14 protein-coding genes and 1 riboswitch are annotated in these 16,985 nt (G+C 39.3%); of the genes, 12 read left to right on the top strand and 2 right to left on the bottom strand.

The window, feature by feature from the left end:
• Positions 1-21: 21 nt before the first annotated feature.
• The gene (locus tag PV403_RS10690; RefSeq protein ID WP_332084562.1) at positions 22-729 is read left to right on the top strand and encodes a polyphosphate polymerase domain-containing protein; all 708 of its coding nucleotides are present in this window, start codon (positions 22-24) and stop codon (positions 727-729) included.
• Positions 730-821: 92 nt separating this feature from the next.
• Here the strand turns inward: PV403_RS10690 and PV403_RS10685 are convergent, their stop codons facing one another.
• Positions 822-1,748: a hypothetical protein gene (locus tag PV403_RS10685; RefSeq protein ID WP_332084561.1), complete on the bottom strand. Its 927-nt coding sequence runs from the start codon at positions 1,746-1,748 to the stop codon at positions 822-824.
• Between the two features lie 421 nt (positions 1,749-2,169).
• Here PV403_RS10685 and PV403_RS10680 point away from each other — a divergent pair, with 421 nt between their 5' ends.
• The 5 genes from PV403_RS10680 to PV403_RS10660 all read left to right on the top strand — a co-directional run bounded on the left by PV403_RS10680 (position 2,170) and on the right by PV403_RS10660 (position 8,978).
• Positions 2,170-3,402, top strand: coding sequence for an MFS transporter (locus PV403_RS10680; protein ID WP_332084560.1), 1,233 nt, complete (start codon positions 2,170-2,172; stop codon positions 3,400-3,402).
• 66 nt (positions 3,403-3,468) lie between these two features.
• A complete protein-coding gene (locus tag PV403_RS10675; protein WP_332084559.1) occupies positions 3,469-4,494 on the top strand; it encodes a LacI family DNA-binding transcriptional regulator in 1,026 nt (341 codons plus the stop codon).
• A 73-nt stretch (positions 4,495-4,567) separates the two neighbouring features.
• Complete coding sequence (locus tag PV403_RS10670; protein ID WP_332084558.1) at positions 4,568-6,763, top strand: alpha-galactosidase; 2,196 nt, start codon at positions 4,568-4,570, stop codon at positions 6,761-6,763.
• A gap of 202 nt (positions 6,764-6,965) precedes the next feature.
• Positions 6,966-7,047, top strand: a riboswitch (glycine riboswitch).
• A gap of 160 nt (positions 7,048-7,207) precedes the next feature.
• Positions 7,208-8,557, top strand: a complete 1,350-nt coding sequence (locus PV403_RS10665; protein WP_332084557.1) for an amino acid permease — start codon at positions 7,208-7,210, stop codon at positions 8,555-8,557.
• Position 8,558: 1 nt separating this feature from the next.
• A complete protein-coding gene (locus PV403_RS10660; RefSeq protein WP_332084556.1) occupies positions 8,559-8,978 on the top strand; it encodes a DUF3237 family protein in 420 nt (139 codons plus the stop codon).
• A gap of 118 nt (positions 8,979-9,096) precedes the next feature.
• Here the strand turns inward: PV403_RS10660 and PV403_RS10655 are convergent, their stop codons facing one another.
• Positions 9,097-9,699: a hypothetical protein gene (locus tag PV403_RS10655; RefSeq protein WP_213530882.1), complete on the bottom strand. Its 603-nt coding sequence runs from the start codon at positions 9,697-9,699 to the stop codon at positions 9,097-9,099.
• Between the two features lie 384 nt (positions 9,700-10,083).
• Here PV403_RS10655 and PV403_RS10650 point away from each other — a divergent pair, with 384 nt between their 5' ends.
• From PV403_RS10650 to PV403_RS10625, 6 genes are all read left to right on the top strand, one after another.
• Positions 10,084-11,814, top strand: coding sequence for a methyl-accepting chemotaxis protein (locus tag PV403_RS10650; RefSeq protein ID WP_332084555.1), 1,731 nt, complete (start codon positions 10,084-10,086; stop codon positions 11,812-11,814).
• A gap of 159 nt (positions 11,815-11,973) precedes the next feature.
• Positions 11,974-12,693, top strand: a complete 720-nt coding sequence (locus PV403_RS10645) for a cytochrome c biogenesis CcdA family protein (protein ID WP_332084554.1) — start codon at positions 11,974-11,976, stop codon at positions 12,691-12,693.
• Positions 12,694-12,707: 14 nt separating this feature from the next.
• Positions 12,708-13,229, top strand: a complete 522-nt coding sequence (locus tag PV403_RS10640) for a redoxin family protein (RefSeq protein WP_332084553.1) — start codon at positions 12,708-12,710, stop codon at positions 13,227-13,229.
• 20 nt (positions 13,230-13,249) lie between these two features.
• Positions 13,250-14,359, top strand: a complete 1,110-nt coding sequence (msrB, locus tag PV403_RS10635; protein ID WP_213530876.1) for a peptide-methionine (R)-S-oxide reductase MsrB — start codon at positions 13,250-13,252, stop codon at positions 14,357-14,359.
• A gap of 100 nt (positions 14,360-14,459) precedes the next feature.
• Positions 14,460-15,227, top strand: coding sequence for a response regulator transcription factor (locus tag PV403_RS10630; RefSeq protein WP_213530874.1), 768 nt, complete (start codon positions 14,460-14,462; stop codon positions 15,225-15,227).
• Positions 15,224-16,957, top strand: a complete 1,734-nt coding sequence (locus tag PV403_RS10625) for a sensor histidine kinase (RefSeq protein WP_213530872.1) — start codon at positions 15,224-15,226, stop codon at positions 16,955-16,957. Before PV403_RS10630 ends, PV403_RS10625 begins: the two co-directional genes overlap by 4 nt.
• Positions 16,958-16,985 lie beyond the last annotated feature (28 nt).

Genomic DNA, 16,985 nt, shown 5'->3' with positions numbered 1-16,985 from the left:
GAACGAAAGGATTTCTTACTAATGAGTGAAACAACTTTGAATGTATCAAGAAAAGAAATGAAGTATGTGATCAATTCTTTTCAGTATGCTGAGTTATCAAGCGTGTTGAATGATGTTCTTATCCCTGATAAAAACAATAAAGCTTTTGGATACCTCATTCGTTCTTTATATTTTGATACCCCTTATAATAAGGATTTCTATGAACGAGTAGATGGAATAGAAAATCGCAAAAAAATTAGAATAAGAACGTATGATGTGAATCATCCAAAGGTAAAGTTAGAGATTAAACGGAAATTTGGCACGGCGCAAAGAAAAGATAGTGTCGTTATTGATCGCGAAGATGCCCAAAGATTAATAGAATGTGATTACGATGTTTTATTAAAATATAATAGTAAGGCAGCGAATACTATTTATAATATTATGAAAATTGATCATTATCGTCCTGCAGTTATCATTGAATATCGAAGAAAAGCATTTATACATCCGACCAATGATATTCGGATCACGCTCGATTCAGAGATCCGCAGCAATGAGATTGATTTAGATTTTTTTAACCCAGATACGATTCTGTATCCGCTATTTGATTTCGACACAAAAGTTCTAGAAGTGAAATATAATAAATTTTTATATCGGTGGCTTAGTGACATCCTAGGAAGATGTGATGTTAAGCAGCAATCCGTTAGTAAATATAGTTTATCACGGGGCTTTTTTGAGAGTTACATGTCATAAGAATCAGAGTATAAAAATGGTGTCTTAAGAAGGAGTTGTTCTTTCTTTTAGACACCGTTTTTTTATATTCCTCAGATACGTAGGTTAGGGATTTATTGCGATCGCTTTTTCATACTCTCGAAGGAATGAATAGCGATTCCCGCTATACGGCCCTTGTAATGGTCCTGTACATGTTTAATCTCGGAATCAAGGGTGTGTTTATTTTTATTATAAAACGAGATATGTTCTTCAGGAGTTTTTTCAGTTTCAAGGGCAATTGTTATTTTCTTATTTTCTTGCTCGGCCCAGTCCACTTCCTGTGTGCTGATGTCGATAATCCCGTTTTTGCCTTCTGCAAAATTTCGATATGCCATGATCGTAGTTTCATCTGTATTTTGTATCAGCCACTGTGATAGGTAACCTTGTCCGTATTTATTATCAAAGGGTATCTCATCAAACCAAAAAGGGATATCCACTCCTAAGCTTGTGTTCCTATTTTCAGCGAAATTCTTTAGTTGCAAGAGGAGGGTTTGAAACTGGTAGATGATTTCCTCCTGGTTTGCTTCCCAGTTTTCTAACAAGTAAGGCTCGATATCCAGATGTATACCTTTAAATTGCTCATGAAGAGGCGCATCTGCTTGGTAGTTATGAAACCAATCTAGAAACTGATCTTTACTTTCATGGTCTGTAATACCCCAGTCAGGTGCACCATCTAATGCATATACATCTACTCCTTCTTTTTGCAATGAAGAAATAAAGTTTCTATAGGTTTCGTTAGTAACCTTTGAAGAGTATTGTAAATAAACAGAATCAATGTTCATGTTATGAATGGACTCCACCGTACGCTCCATATCTGTCTCTATAACAGAGGTATCCCAAAGCCATGTTGAATAGGATGTAGTATCCCTGTTTAAAAGCCATTTACCTAGTGCTGCAATAAAGAATATGATCAAAACAACAGACAGAATGTAAATTTTAGATTTAAAAGAACTAATAAAAAACACCTTCTTTAATAATGATGAGTATATGGAAATGTCCATTGACTATTATCCCGGAAAATAGTTTTTCTGTGTCGGTAAAATTTTGTGAATAAATAATATAGGTAAGATAAGGTATGATAAGGCTTTTGTGTGCACCTAATGGAAGAGGTAGGGTGCAAACATAGGCCTTTTTTTATATCTCTATTTATAATTTAAAAGTATTTGTCTTAGCTTATTTCACATCTTGTTTTAGTAAAACAGATCGATAAATTAACTAATTTTACTGAAAAAATATAAGATAAATCATAATATATCCGCTTTTTTTAGAGATTATGAATAAAAAAAGTCTTCTATTGTAGTTTTCTAACTTTTTTGCTACACTAAATTTACTAAAACAACATTAAGATAACTAGTTATTTATGTAATCGCTTTATGTAATCGTTTTACTGCTTTCTTGAAAAAAGATGAAAGAAGGATTGGAATGAAGACGCTTAATAAGAACTATTGGCTATTTGGATGTTTCTTTTTACTGTATTTCTTTGTTTGGGCCGCATGTAATATGTTTTTATCTTTGTGGTTGTCACAAGTAGGGGGATTAAGCTCTACAAGTACAGGAATTGTCTTTTCTGCAATCTCCATCGCAGCCATTTGCTATCAACCGTTTTTTGGAATTATTTCGGATCGATTGGGACTAAAGAAAAATTTATTATGGGTTTTCGTAGGACTGTTAGTTCTGATTGGTCCTTTCTTCGTCTATCTATTCCCTGCTTTGCTCAAAACCAATATCATTCTTGCTGCCATCGTTGGAGGCGCTTACCTTGGTGCTATTTTTAATGGCGGGGTAGGAGTAATCGAAGCCTACATTGAAAAAGTCAGCCATGTAAATAATTTTGAGTATGGTCGCGTCAGAGTGTTTGGTAATATCGGTGCTGCAATTAGTACCTTTGTAACCGGCCATTTATTTGCTACCAATCCAAATATCATTTTTTGGATTTGTTCCATTGCAGCGATTTTATTAGCACTCGTATTAAGCTTTGCAAAAATGAGCGGAAACAATTCTGAAGCGCTCTATAACGAGAATCAGCCCTCAGCTCCTAAAGTTTCAACGGTTTCCCTGTTTAAAAATAAAAAGTTCTGGTTTTTTGTAATCTATGTCCTTGGTGTTGGCTGTATTTATGATGTGTATGATCAGCAATTTCCAGTCTACTTTACCCATTTCTTCTCATCAGAAGGTCAGGGTACGGAGGTGTTTGGAAACCTTGTCACCCTCCAAGTATTCCTTGAAGCGATCGTCATGGTTCTCGCACCATTTATCATCAATAAGTTTGGTGCAAAACAAGCACTAATCTATGCTGGATTTATTATGTCATTCAGAATACTGGGTTCCAGTATTGCAGACGGCCCTGTTGCGATCAGTTTATTAAAATTAATGCATGCCGCAGAGGTACCTATTTTACTTGTTGGTGTATTTAAATACATTTCAGCTAATTTTGATATGAGATTATCGGCAACCATTTATTTAATTGGCTTCCAGTTTTCAAAGCAAGTAGGAGCCATCTTCTTATCAACCATCGCTGGTAATATGTACGATACTGTCGGGTTTAAAAGCGCTTACCTGCTCTTAGGTACGGTTGCACTCGTCTTTACTCTTATATCTATATTTACGCTGTCTGGAGAGAAGAGAGCGAAACTGGGTGAAGTAAGTCTTTCCTAGTCTCTTACGTTCATATTCATGGTATGATATTTAAGTAAAATTAACTTAAAAAGTATAGGTGATACCATGGTAACTATTAAAGATATAGCAAGACATTCCCAAGTTTCTACTGCTACCGTTTCAAGAATATTGAATAACGATCCGTCCCTTTCCGTATCTGATGAAACGAGAAAAAGGGTTTTGGCTATCGTTGATGAGTTAGATTATAAACCGTTACGAAAAAAAAGTGTGAAGGTGAAAAAACAGGAAGAAGCCTACAACATTGGCGTCATTATGTTGAATGATGAAACGATTGATCCCTATTTTCAGTCCATTCGACTTGGGGCAGAAGATGCCTGTAATCAGTATCCCTTGCGTATCGTTTCCACGATGATTGTTGGGAAAAGTCAAATCACAGCTGATAGTGTAAGCGGGTTAGATGGATTAATTGTCATCGGAGATGTAGATATCGCGGATTTAAAAGAAGTTTATGCTCATAACAACAATATAATCGCTGTTGACTATTTACCAAAAGATTCAAACGTGGATGTTGTGATCTCTGATTTTGAAGGCGCTACAGAGCTCGTTATTTCTTACTTGCTCGAACTTGGGCATACCGATATTGCTTATATCGGCGGAAAAGGAGAAATTTTTGGCGTCAGCAAGTTTAAGACGAGCGATAAAGAAGATACCAGACAGAGTACTTTTGAAAAAGCGATGAAGGAAAAAGGATTATATAATCCGGAGAAAGTTCTGATCGGTGAGTGGAGTACAGCGAGCGGATATACGTTAACGAAACAGCTAATTGAAATGAAGGATCTGCCAAGTGCGATTGTTGTCGGAAGTGATCCTACCGCAGTGGGAGTGCTTCGAGCGCTCCATGAAGCAGATATCAGGGTTCCAGAAGATGTATCTATATTTAGTTATGACGATATCGAAGCTGCGGCTTATATGAATCCTCCGTTATCCACCGTAAAAGTGTACGGTGATGAAATGGGAAAAACAGCAGTGAAACTCCTCTATGATCGTTTGAAAGGAAGAACCATTCCACTAAAGGTAATCCTTCCTGCGGAGTTGGTCATTCGAGATAGTGTTAAACCAAAAACATGCTAGAAAGATCAATTGACCTATTATAGGCACGGTTATAAAGGAGCAATCAAATTGAGATAGGAGTTGTTTTATTAAAATGGGAATTCATTATAATTCTGAAAATAAGACCTTCCATTTGAGGGCTAAAGATACCAGCTATGTAATGGGTGTATTACGTGATGGATACCTTGCACATTATTACTGGGGCAGAGGTGTTAGCGACTACCGGCATTCTAATGCTATTCAATATGTAGACCGGGGATTCTCGGGAAATCCTTATGATCATAGACATGATCGTACGTTTTCTCTGGATACATTGCCGCAGGAATATCCGCAGTACGGGAATACAGATTTTAGAAAGCCTGCTTACCAAGTTCAACTGGGTAATGGCTCAACCATTACAGACTTACGGTATGTTGATCATAAAATTAGTAAAGGAAAAACGCCGCTAGAGGGGCTTCCTTCCACCTATGTTGAAAAAGAGGATGAGGCAGAAACTCTTGAGATCCTCATGGAGGATTCGTTGATTGGTCTGAAGGTGTTTTTAACTTATACCGTCTTTGAACAATTCAATGTGATAACTCGGTCTGTCCGTTTTGTGAATGAAGGAGCTCATTCTATCAAATTACTCAGTGCACTAAGCACATCCGTTGATTTTCGAGATGCCGAATTCGACTTTTTACACCTGCATGGCGCTCACGTAAAAGAAAGACATATTGCACGTCAGCCGCTGCGTCATGGAATCCAGTCTGTGGAAAGTACAAGAGGGGCAAGCAGTCATCAACATAATCCGTTTATGGCGCTTCTCAGAAAAGATGCAACTGAAGATCATGGAGAAGTATATGGATTTAACTTTGTCTATAGCGGGAACTTTCTAGCTCAGGCTGAGGTGGATCAATTTAGAAATACGCGTGTAACGATGGGGATTAATCCATTTGATTTTAGTTGGAAACTGGAGAACGGCGAGAGCTTCCAAACACCTGAGGTTGTTATGGTGTATTCATCCGAAGGACTTGGCGGAATGTCTCGAACATTCCATGAGTTATATCGTACCCGTCTAGTTAGGGGAACTTACCGGGACAAAGAACGTCCGATATTAGTGAATAACTGGGAAGCTACTTATTTTGATTTCAATGCAGAGAAGATTATGGATATTGCTAAAGTAGGTCAAGACTTAGGGATTGAATTATTCGTTCTTGATGACGGCTGGTTTGGCAAACGCGATGATGATACTACCTCGCTGGGAGACTGGTTTGTTGATCGTAACAAGCTCCCTGAGGGTCTTGATCATCTTGCAGAGAGTGTAAACAACATAGGTATGCAGTTTGGGCTGTGGTTTGAACCGGAGATGATCTCTGTTGACAGTGACCTGTATCGTGATCACCCTGATTGGTGTCTTCATGTACCTAATCGCAGCCGTTCCGAAAGCCGCAGACAGCTTGTACTCGATTTTTCGAGAGAGGATGTGTGTGAAGAAATTACGAAACGGGTTTGCAACATCTTGGCGAGTGCTCCCATTTCGTATGTGAAATGGGATATGAACCGACACATGACGGAAATTGGTTCGGCTCTTCTTCCGGCAGATCGGCAAAGAGAGACTGCACACCGTTATATGCTGGGTCTATATAAAGTAATGGATGCCATCACGTCTTCCTTCCCGAACATCTTATTTGAAAGTTGCTCCGGCGGCGGTGGAAGATTTGATCCAGGAATCCTGTATTATATGCCGCAGACGTGGACTTCCGATAATACAGACGCGATATCCAGACTGAAAATTCAATACGGTACAAGTCTTGTATATCCGATCATTTCAATGGGGGCTCATGTTTCGGCTGTTCCTAATCATCAAGTGCACCGAATCACTTCCCTGAAAATGCGAGGAGATGTAGCTATATCCGGTAATTTGGGATATGAGCTTGATTTGACTCAAATGACGGATGAGGAGAAGGAGATTGTCAAAGAGCAAGTGTCCAATTACAAAGAAATCCGTGGATTAATTCAATTTGGAGACTTCTATCGACTGGAAAGTCCTTTTGAAGGCAATATTACGTCTTGGCTGTTCACGAATAAAGATAAGTCAGAAGTCATTGTATTCTATTTCCGTGTTTTAGATGAGGCAGCAGCACCTAGCACCTTCTTAAGACTAAAAGGAATCGATCCTGCAAAACAGTATGCACTAGCTGGAGATGGTGAAGTATTCGGCGGGGATGAATTAATGTATGCTGGTTTGCATATTCCCGTTGAGATAAAAGGGGACTTCCAAAGCTTAGTTTGGCATTTAAAAGCTGTATAGTTCTTTATGGAGAAGGAGGCAAGAGATAGAATCTCTTGCCTCCTTTTTTTGATTAACGATCGATGTACGGGTTTTACAGTTGTGTGAATGTCATTGACAAAATATTTGACTGTGATTAATATTGTGAACATATTTAAAGAGTGAACACACGAAAAAATTAAATAACTAGCAGGCTATGATTGCTATGGATCACACTATAGCAGGAGCAGCTTCTGGAGAGACCATGAAATCATTCATGGCGCCGAAGGGTTCACAATCTCAGGCAAAAGGACAGAAGAGTACTAAATAACTTATTTGTTATACATGTTTATTTATGTATATACAAAGCTTATTTATTACTTATATGACCTTGAGAGATTGGAGAATATCCAATCTCTTTTTTTATTTTCTTTTTACTGTTCAGAAGGATGTAGACAATTTTAGTATGATAAGGGAGAGATACGTATGGCACAACAAGAGTTACAGAGGGGTTTAGAGAATCGTCATGTACAGCTCATCGCAATCGGCGGAACGATTGGTACTGGATTATTTTTAGGATCTGGTAAAGCGATACAGCTGGCAGGCCCCTCGATCATCATTGCTTATCTAATCATAGGTATCGCCATTTTCTTTGTAATGAGGGCCCTTGGAGAACTGCTGTTATCAAAAGCGGGTTATCAGTCTTTTACCGATATTGCTGAAGATTATCTTGGCCCGCGGGCAGCATTTGTAACAGGATGGACTTATTGGTTCTGCTGGATCATGACCGCTATGGCGGATGTAATTGCCGTTGGGGTGTATGTACAATACTGGTTTGATATTCCTCAGTGGGTACCCGAAATGATCTGCTTAATCATCTTATTAGGGCTCAATCTTTTAACGGTGAAGAACTTTGGGGAACTCGAATTTTGGTTTGCACTAATTAAGGTAGTCACGATTCTTGCTTTAATTGGTATTGGCGTTATCTTGCTCGTGACTCAATTTAAAACAGATACAGGAATGGTTACGGTAAAAAATATTTGGGAGCATGGCGGAATCTTCCCACACGGAATATCTGGGTTCTTACTTTCGTTTCAAATGGTTGTGTTTGCCTTTGTCGGCGTGGAGCTAGTCGGTGTATCGGCTGCGGAAACATCGAATCCAGAAAAAAATATTCCATCGGCTATTAATAAAATTCCTTTACGAATTTTGTTTTTCTACGTTGGTGCGATTATCGCCCTATTATGCATTAGTCCTTGGACAGAGCTTAGCGCAGCTGAAAGCCCTTTTGTTAAAACATTTAGTTTAGTTGGGATTCCCATTGCCGCAGGAGTGATTAACTTTGTCGTATTAACTTCAGCTGCTTCTGCTTGTAATAGCGGGATGTTCTCAACCAGCCGAATTTTATATAGTTTAGGAGGCAATAAGCAGGCACCTTCCTTTTTCTCTAAACTAAATAAACATCATGTACCCAGAAACGGATTATTGGTATCAACGCTTGTCCTATCTGTGGGAGCTTTGCTTAGCAAACTGATTCCAGAACAAGCTTTTGGGGTCGTCACCACAATTAGCGCCATCTGTTTTATTTGGGTCTGGGGTGTACTTCTCATATGTCATATCAAATATAAGAAAACACAGCCTGAGTTACATGCAAAATCAAAGTTTAAAGCACCTTTCACACCTTTTGTGAATTATGTTGTCTTAGCACTCTTTGCATTTATTCTCGTTATTATGCTGTTTGCGGATGAAACACGTCCGGCATTACTATTAACTCCTCTATGGTTTGTTTTGTTATATATTCTGTACACTTTGAAAAAGAAGGGGACTGCGGACTAATATGCTGACATGGGAAGAGGTATTCACCGTACAAGTTAAGATTGATAAGTCAGCCGAGCTTCAGAATAATGATGGAGATACCGTAATCATGATTTCTTTTACAGGCCAAGTAAAAGGGGATCTGTTTCAAGGGAAAGTATTAGACGGAGGAGTGGATACTCAGATCATCAGTAAGTCCGGCAGCCACAGTCTATCTGCTAGATACATGCTTCACGGCCAGGATTATACGGGAGAAACCTGTCAGATTTATATTGAGAATAATGGAAACTTTCATAAAAATGAGAAGGAATCTTTGTTTCAAACCTATCCTAAATTAATAACGAACAGTAAAGCACTGTCTTATTTGAATAATGAAGTATTTGTAGCAGAAGGTTTTCCAACCGAAATCGGGGTAGATATTAAGATATACAGGTGGGTCTAAACTGAAAATCCCCATAGTAAGACCTCTTTTTTGTTGAATGAAGTCAGCGAAGTGCATGACTGAGTCGCAGAAAAGAGGTCTTTTCTATAAGGTCTTTTTATAAGCTTATTGCGTGATGTTAATGCACCTTGTCTGTTTTTACGTGTTTAGTCATTAAATAGAGGGAAGTAACGCCAGCACCAACCGTTCCGCAGATGATATCCCACATCGTATCCGTCAAACTGCCATTTTGAGAATTGAGCCTGAATAGATGATCCACGGAAAACTCATAGATCTCCCACATTCCAGCCATGGCAACAGCAAAGAATAAAGAGAACCAAATGATAATGTTGGTGGGCAAGCTATTCATCCCTTTACGCTTTACCATCTTATTCACGATGAACTGGCCAACGAAGAATAGAATAACGCCAGACAGCAGATGTTCAATTTTGTCCAAATAAGGAATGACGCCATACATACCGAAGAGATTGGCAAGCATCATCGTAATGGTGATAAAGATCAGCACTGACAAGTACAGTGCAGGAGGCAACTTCGTTTTGGTCCACTTCATTATTCCTCTTAAAAATAACAGAACAAAAATAATAAGACCCGCTTGAAAGGTCTTGTCATAAGCGCCAACCATAGCAAAGTAGATAACCGATACTCCACATATAACGAACAACACCAATTCAAAAATGTAATGAAACTTATGAGTTCTAGAACGATCTCGCATTTCTCGCATCGAAGTTCCTTTCTGACTTATATGATAGTAAGTAACTATCTTAACAAATGTATTATCACCAGATCAAAGTTGCCTCATACACAGTCATTATTCTTCACATATTTTATAGAAGCTATGGAGAATATAAGCTATTTTACTAACTAACTTTACAAACTAACAAAGGGATGTCACCTATTCATCCATGGACATAGGATGCCGATATAAAATGTATTGAGAAATTGAAATGTTTAGAACAAATTGGACAAGTAGGAGGGCTTCATATTTTACATAGCAATAAATTCAGCTGAAAAATGAAAAAGGTCCTATTCAACCATCTCGTGTAGTTAAATGAGTGGCTTTTTTGCTGTTAAAAAGATAGGTGAATTCATAAAGGAGTGTAATGATATGGGATTTGTGAGTAGGTTTAGAAACAAGTTTAAATTTAGAATGACCCTTAGCAGAAAGTTAATTAGTTGTTTTTTAGTTGTAGCTCTATTATTGGGTGTTACTGGATTTATATCGACTTTATATCTAACGACACTTGATAGTAAATATACAGATTTAATAGATAGAAGAGCAGTTATATTATCAAATATCTTAAAAGTTCAAGTGCAAATTTCGAAGGAAAATAGTTTGATCAGAGCTTATATTGTTACGAAGGACACTGAGTTTTTAGAAAAATTAACAAATGAATACAATACAGCAACCCAACTGATTGCAGATACCATAAATTTAACTCATATCCCAGAGTTTAAAGCAACATTACAGCAGCTCCAAGAAGGAAATGATGAATTTAAAGAAAAGAATGACCAATTGATTCAGATGATAGGGGAGAATGCATCTTCAGAACAAATAACGGAGTACTTCATGAGTGATGTATTTCCATTAGGAACTAACCTTGACCCTGTAGTCGATCAACTGGCAAGTGACCAAATGAAATCGATGAATGAAGCAAGCGAAAAAAGCTCCGTGTTAGTCAGAAAAGCCGTAACCAATGTTAGGAACGTTAGTGTTTTTGCATTTATTGTATCTATCCTTATTGGATATTTCTGTTCACGTTCTATATCGAGGCCTGTAGTGGCAATCACCTCAGCTGCTGAGCAGATTGCGCTTGGAAATCTAGCAATCGAAGATGTCAAAGTGAAAAGTAAAGATGAGATCCGAACTTTGGCGAGTTCCTTTCATCAAATGAGAGATAATCTACAGGATTTAGTCCGCCAAATCAGTATTAGTTCAGAGCATGTAGCATCCTCGTCTGAAGAGTTAACGGCAAGTTCAGAGCAGTCGAGTCAAGCATCCGAATCGATTACAATAACGATCCAAGAAGTATCGAGCAATGCTCAAATGCAATCCCGTAGTGTAGATGAAAGTCTTCAGGCGATTCATGAAATGTCATCTGGTGTTCAGCAAATTGCTTCTAATGCACAAATGACCTCCTCGCTCACGATGGAGACGGCAAGCAAGGCTATTGAAGGTAACCAGTCCATACAATTGACCGTATCGCAGATGGAGTCCATCCAGCTTACCATGAACAATTTAGTGGATGCCGTGACGGACATGGAAGAACAATCAGAAAAAATAGAAATGATCATTGAAGTGATATCAGAAATTGCTGCTCAGACGAATCTGTTATCCCTAAACGCAGCGATCGAAGCGGCTAGGGCAGGTGAACATGGGCGAGGTTTCGCAGTGGTTGCTGATGAAGTAAGAAAATTAGCGGAACAATCATCGCAGTCGGCAGGACAAATAACAGAGCTCGTAACAACAATTAAAGAGCGGACACATCATGTAGTGGAAACCACAGAAGCAGGTGTGAAGGAAGTCAGCGATGGAATTGGGGTTGTTCATAAGACGGGCGATTTATTTGAGGTGATTAAGCAAAATATAGAAGAGGTTTCTAATCAAGTCCAGGAAATCTCGGCAGCTTCTCAGCAAATATCAGTAAGTACAGAGCAGGTCGTTCACTCCATAGGACTTATATCTGATGGCTCGAAGACAGTGGCTGCTGAATCGCAGAATCTTGCTGCATCCACGGAAGAGCAGTTAGCTTCCATGGAAGAGATAACAGCATCTGCTGCTTCACTGTCTACGATGGCGGAGGACTTGCAAGAACTCGTAGGAAAATTCAAAGTATAATGGATAAGCGTCAGAATACGGTCTCTCCGTATCTGGCGTTTTTCGTGTTTTTCGGGATATATACATGATCATTTTCAAGATTTACAACATCTCATTCTATGTTATAAACAGGAAAATACTTGTAATATGAATGAAGCAAGTATAAAGGAGGTGTTCCTGTTGGCTATTGAACAGCTGGTTTTAAGCTCTGTCTTCATTGCAGGTTTATTGTCCTTTTTCTCTCCGTGTATAGTACCGTTACTTCCTGTATATATCTCCATTTTATCTACGAATGAACAGGGACAAACAACAAATAGTATGGGCTCGCTGTCTAAGGGAAAGCTGAACCTTCATTTGTTGCTAAAAACGTTTATTTTTGTAGCCGGCTTATCCACCAGTTTTATTATACTCGGCTTTGGAGCGGGCTTTCTGGGCGCTGTACTGAATACAAGCTGGTTTATCGTTGTCTGTGGTGCCATTGTGGTATTGCTTGGATTACATCAAGTGGGTTTGTTTCAGGTTAATATTTTAAATCGTGAGAAAAAAGTACAGATGAATCGAAGTGAAAAGCGTGATCTCGTTGGTACTTATTTATTAGGATTTACGTTTAGTATCGGTTGGACTCCATGTATTGGACCTATTTTAGGTGCCGTACTAGGCTTATCTGCAAATGAAGGTCAGGCATTATACGGAGCATTCCTTATGTTCATCTATGCACTTGGCTTACTTATTCCGTTTTTAGTTCTAGCTTTATTTTCCGATGTTTTGCTGCGTAAGGTAAAAAAAATAAATAAGCATATGAACAAAATGAAGATTGCTGGCGGTGTCATCATTATTATTATGGGTCTGTTCCTTATGACCAATAATCTAAACTGGTTTACTACACTGATCCCGCAGTAAGAGGAGTGAAAACAATGAAAAAGATGATACTTATTCTGCTCGCAGTAACCATGATCTCCTTGCTTGCTGCATGTTCATCTGGAACGAAGGCAACAGAAGCAGGGGGGACTGCAAGTGCAGAAGCACCCAATTTTACTTTAACTGACATTGACGGCAAGGCACACAGCTTATCCGACTATGCAGGAAAAAAAGTATATGTGAAGTTCTGGGCATCCTGGTGTTCGATCTGCTTAGCAGGTCTTGAAGAGGTAGACGCGCTTACAAAAAGTGATGAAGATTTTGTTGTCTTAACCATTGTTTCTCCAGGCTATAAGAATGAAAAAGAAACAGGGGCTTTTAAAAAATGGTTCAGTGGTGTGGAAGAAGCAGCGAATACAACGGTGTTGCTTGATGAAGGCGGTAAAGTAGCCGATGAATTTGGGGTTCGTGGATATCCAACGTCTGCGTATATTGACTCGGATGGAAAGCTCATTCAAACCCTGCCCGGTCATGCAGGTAACGAACAAATCATCGAAAAATTCGCATCAATAAAGTAAAGGAAAGGCTGTGAAGACGAATGAAGAAGATGGGATGGTTTCTGCTTTTGGGACTGGTTATTGTAATCGCAGGATGCGGAACAGTAAAAGCAACGAGCGGATCGGGTTTATCTCTGAAGGCAGACTCAAAGTACCCGGAGAATCCAAATGTAAATTTAGCTTTTGATGAGAATAATCTAGAGGAGATTTGGCTGGCTGGCGGCTGCTTCTGGGGAGTCGAAGCTTATATGGCCCGTGTGTACGGCGTTTATGATGTGACATCTGGTTATGCCAATGGTCATACGGAGAATCCCACTTATGAGCAGGTGATTCGCGGTAATACAGGATATGCGGAAACCGTTCATGTTACGTATGATCCAGAGCGCGTTGATTTAGAGAAGCTGCTAACTTATTATTTTAAAATCATTGATCCAACGATTCTAAATCAGCAAGGAAACGATCGCGGAGAGCAATACCGTACAGGTATTTATTATATAAATGAGGAAGATAGAAAAGTGATAGATAAAGTCATGGCAGCGGAACAAGAACGTTATGATGATCCCATTGTTACGGAAGTTGAGAAGCTGACCAGTTATACACTTGCAGAAGAATATCACCAAGATTATCTAGAGAAGAATCCAGACGGATACTGCCACGTTGAGTTTGATTCATTAGAAAATCAGGAGATTCCTTCTCTGATCGACCCGGCTCTATATCCAAAGCCAAGTGAGGAAGAGATTAAAGCAAAACTCACGGATGAACAGTATGAAGTTACGCAAGGGAAAGGAACAGAACGAGCATTCTCAAATGTTTATTGGGATAACTACGAACCAGGGATTTACGTGGATGTAGTAACAGGCGAGCCTTTATTCTCATCTGCAGATAAGTATGACTCGATGTGCGGATGGCCGAGCTTTACGAAACCGATCGATCCGGCAGTTGTGCTTGAATATGAAGACACCAGTTATAACATGATTCGCACCGAAGTAAGAAGCCGTACGGGAAACAGCCATTTAGGTCATGTATTTGAAGACGGACCAGAGGACCGTGGGGGCCTGCGTTATTGTATTAACAGTGCCTCCATTACTTTTATCCCGCAAGCAGATATGGAAGCGGCCGGTTATGGATATTTGGAACATCTTACAAAATAGATACAGTATTGTACAATATATATAAGGTGAACAAGGGAGATGGTGAAAGCCATCTTCTTTGCGATGGACATATGGTCCAAGCCTTAAGAAGGAGGAGACAATGTATAAACTACTTCTAGTTGATGATGAACCCATCATCATTCGAGGAATTCGTTCCTTTGTTGATTTTGAAGCATTGTCCATCTCTGAGGTATTTGAAGCCTCAAACGGGGAAGCTGCGCTAGATATTTTCAAACAACACGAACCTGATTTTATCTTAGCTGATATTAATATGCCGAAGATGAATGGGCTTGATTTTGCCATTGCGGTTAAGAGTCTAAAACCAGACGTAAAAATTGCCCTGGTGACAGGCTATGATTATTTTGATTACGCAGTTTCTGCTTTAAAAGCAGGTGTGGATGATTATGTACTAAAGCCCGTTTCTAAAAAAGATATTGAGCAAATGCTAAAGAAACTCATTGAAAAAAGACAACAAGCGGACAAATACATAGAGGTATCGCGACTTGTACAAGATTTGAAGAAGAATACAGATACAGCAGACGATACGGGTTATAAAGTGAAAATACAAAAAGAGATTGAAGACAATATTGCGAATAAGGATTTTTCCTTAACATATCTAGCAAAACAGCTGGCTCTCAGCACTTCCTACCTCAGCAGTCTTTTTAAACGTCTGTACGGTCAAACCTTTCAAGAGTACATGGTAACCATGCGCCTAGAACGCGCCAAGATTCTGCTGCTTAGCACTCATATGCGGGTTTATGAAATTGCAGATGCGGTTGGTTTTGAAGATCCGAACTATCTGAGTGCCTCATTCAAACGAAAGTTTATGCTATCCCCTAACCAATTCCGGGAAAAGGCACGGGAATGAGGATGTCACGCTTCTATGTTTTTAAGAAACTGCGCGTTCAAATTGCTCTCCACTATATTGTTGCAAGTGTGCTGACCCTGCTGTTTATCGGAATTATTTTATACTTTAGTATTGCATCCATTGTTCAGAAAGAAGCAACAACGAATACGGAGAATGCAGTGGAACAGAGCGGAATGTACATTGATTTGTATATTGACCGGCTAAAAGCTCTCTCGCGGTTGCTTGCGGAGAATCCGCAGCTTGTCGATTATTTTTCAAGTACAGATCGGCAGCAAGCAGATAAAGAAAAGATTCTTAGCATGATTGATACCTCCATAGCTACAGATCCGTTCATTGAGTCGATTGTCATGGTCAGTAAGGACGGGCAAATTATCTCGAATGAATCGGGTTTATCGATGAGTATGTCGAGCAACATGATGAAAGAAGCGTGGTATGTATCTGCCATTGATAATGGGAACGTTCCTGTTCTCACTTCGGCGCGCATGCAGGATTTTAGTATGGATAAAGATAACTGGGTCATCTCGCTCAGCCGTGAAATTAAAAATGAACAGGGCAGAAATATCGGTGTTCTTCTCATTGATGTTCAGTATAAAGTAATCGAAGACTACCTGGAGAATTTAGATTTAGGACATGCGGGCTTTTCCTTTATTTTAAATGCCAACCATGAGGTCGTATATCATGAAGATCCTGCTTATTTTCAAAATGAAATCAAACAGCAGGAACTGTATGAAATTGCTCTAGATCCAGCAGCATATGATCAGACCGAGCAGACCTTTACACATTTGTATTCTTTACGGAACGCAGACTGGATTTTTGCAGGGGTATCATCCCAAGATGAACTGACAGCAATTAAAAACAAACTATTTAACATTTTCGTCCTCTTCGGCTTTGGATTTCTCATCATCGCCACCGTCAGTGTGGTTCTTTTTACAGGCAGGATCACCACACCTTTTCGTAAATTAGAGCGAGCCATGCAAGATATTGAAAAAGGACTTACAGAGATAAAGGTTGATAGCAGAGGATGTTATGAAGCGCAGAGCCTTTCTCGGCACTTTAACGGTATGATGATGGAGATCAGAAAACTAATGCAGGAGATTACGGACAAAGAAAAGGATTTACGGCGCTTGGAAATCAGTACTCTGCATAGTCAGATTAATCCCCATTTTCTCTATAATACGCTTGATACCATCGTGTGGATGGCTGAGTTTAATGATAGTGAGAAGGTCATTGAAATGACGAAAGCGTTGGCACAATTTTTCCGTTTATCTTTAAGCGGAGGCAATGAGCTGACTACAGTAGAGAATGAACTTGATCATGTAAGGCAGTATCTATTTATTCAAAAAGAACGTTACGGCGATGGGCTTGTATATACCATTGATTGTGACCCATCCTTATTAAGAGTGCAGATGCCTAAGATTATCTTACAGCCGATTGTTGAAAATGCACTGTATCACGGGATACGGGGGCTGGATCGCCAAGGTGTAATCGAGGTTCGTGCAGAAACGGATGGGGACCAGGTTATTTTTACAGTTCGGGATAATGGAGAGGGATTTGATAAAGACCTACTTGTGCAAAATCGAGTGAATCAATCGACAAAACTTGGGGGTGTCGGAATTAAAAACGTGGATGAGCGTATTCAGTTGTATTACGGCCCGAAGTATGGAGTAAACATCCATTCAGATCATAATGGGACAACTGTACGTATCGTAATATCAAAGACACTGGATTGAAATGAACTTATATATTCATTGCGAAAGG

This window comes from Paenibacillus sp. GYB006 (assembly GCF_036577645.1).
Classification (GTDB): domain Bacteria; phylum Bacillota; class Bacilli; order Paenibacillales; family Paenibacillaceae; genus Paenibacillus.
This window is presented reverse-complemented; position numbering and strand designations above follow the sequence as displayed.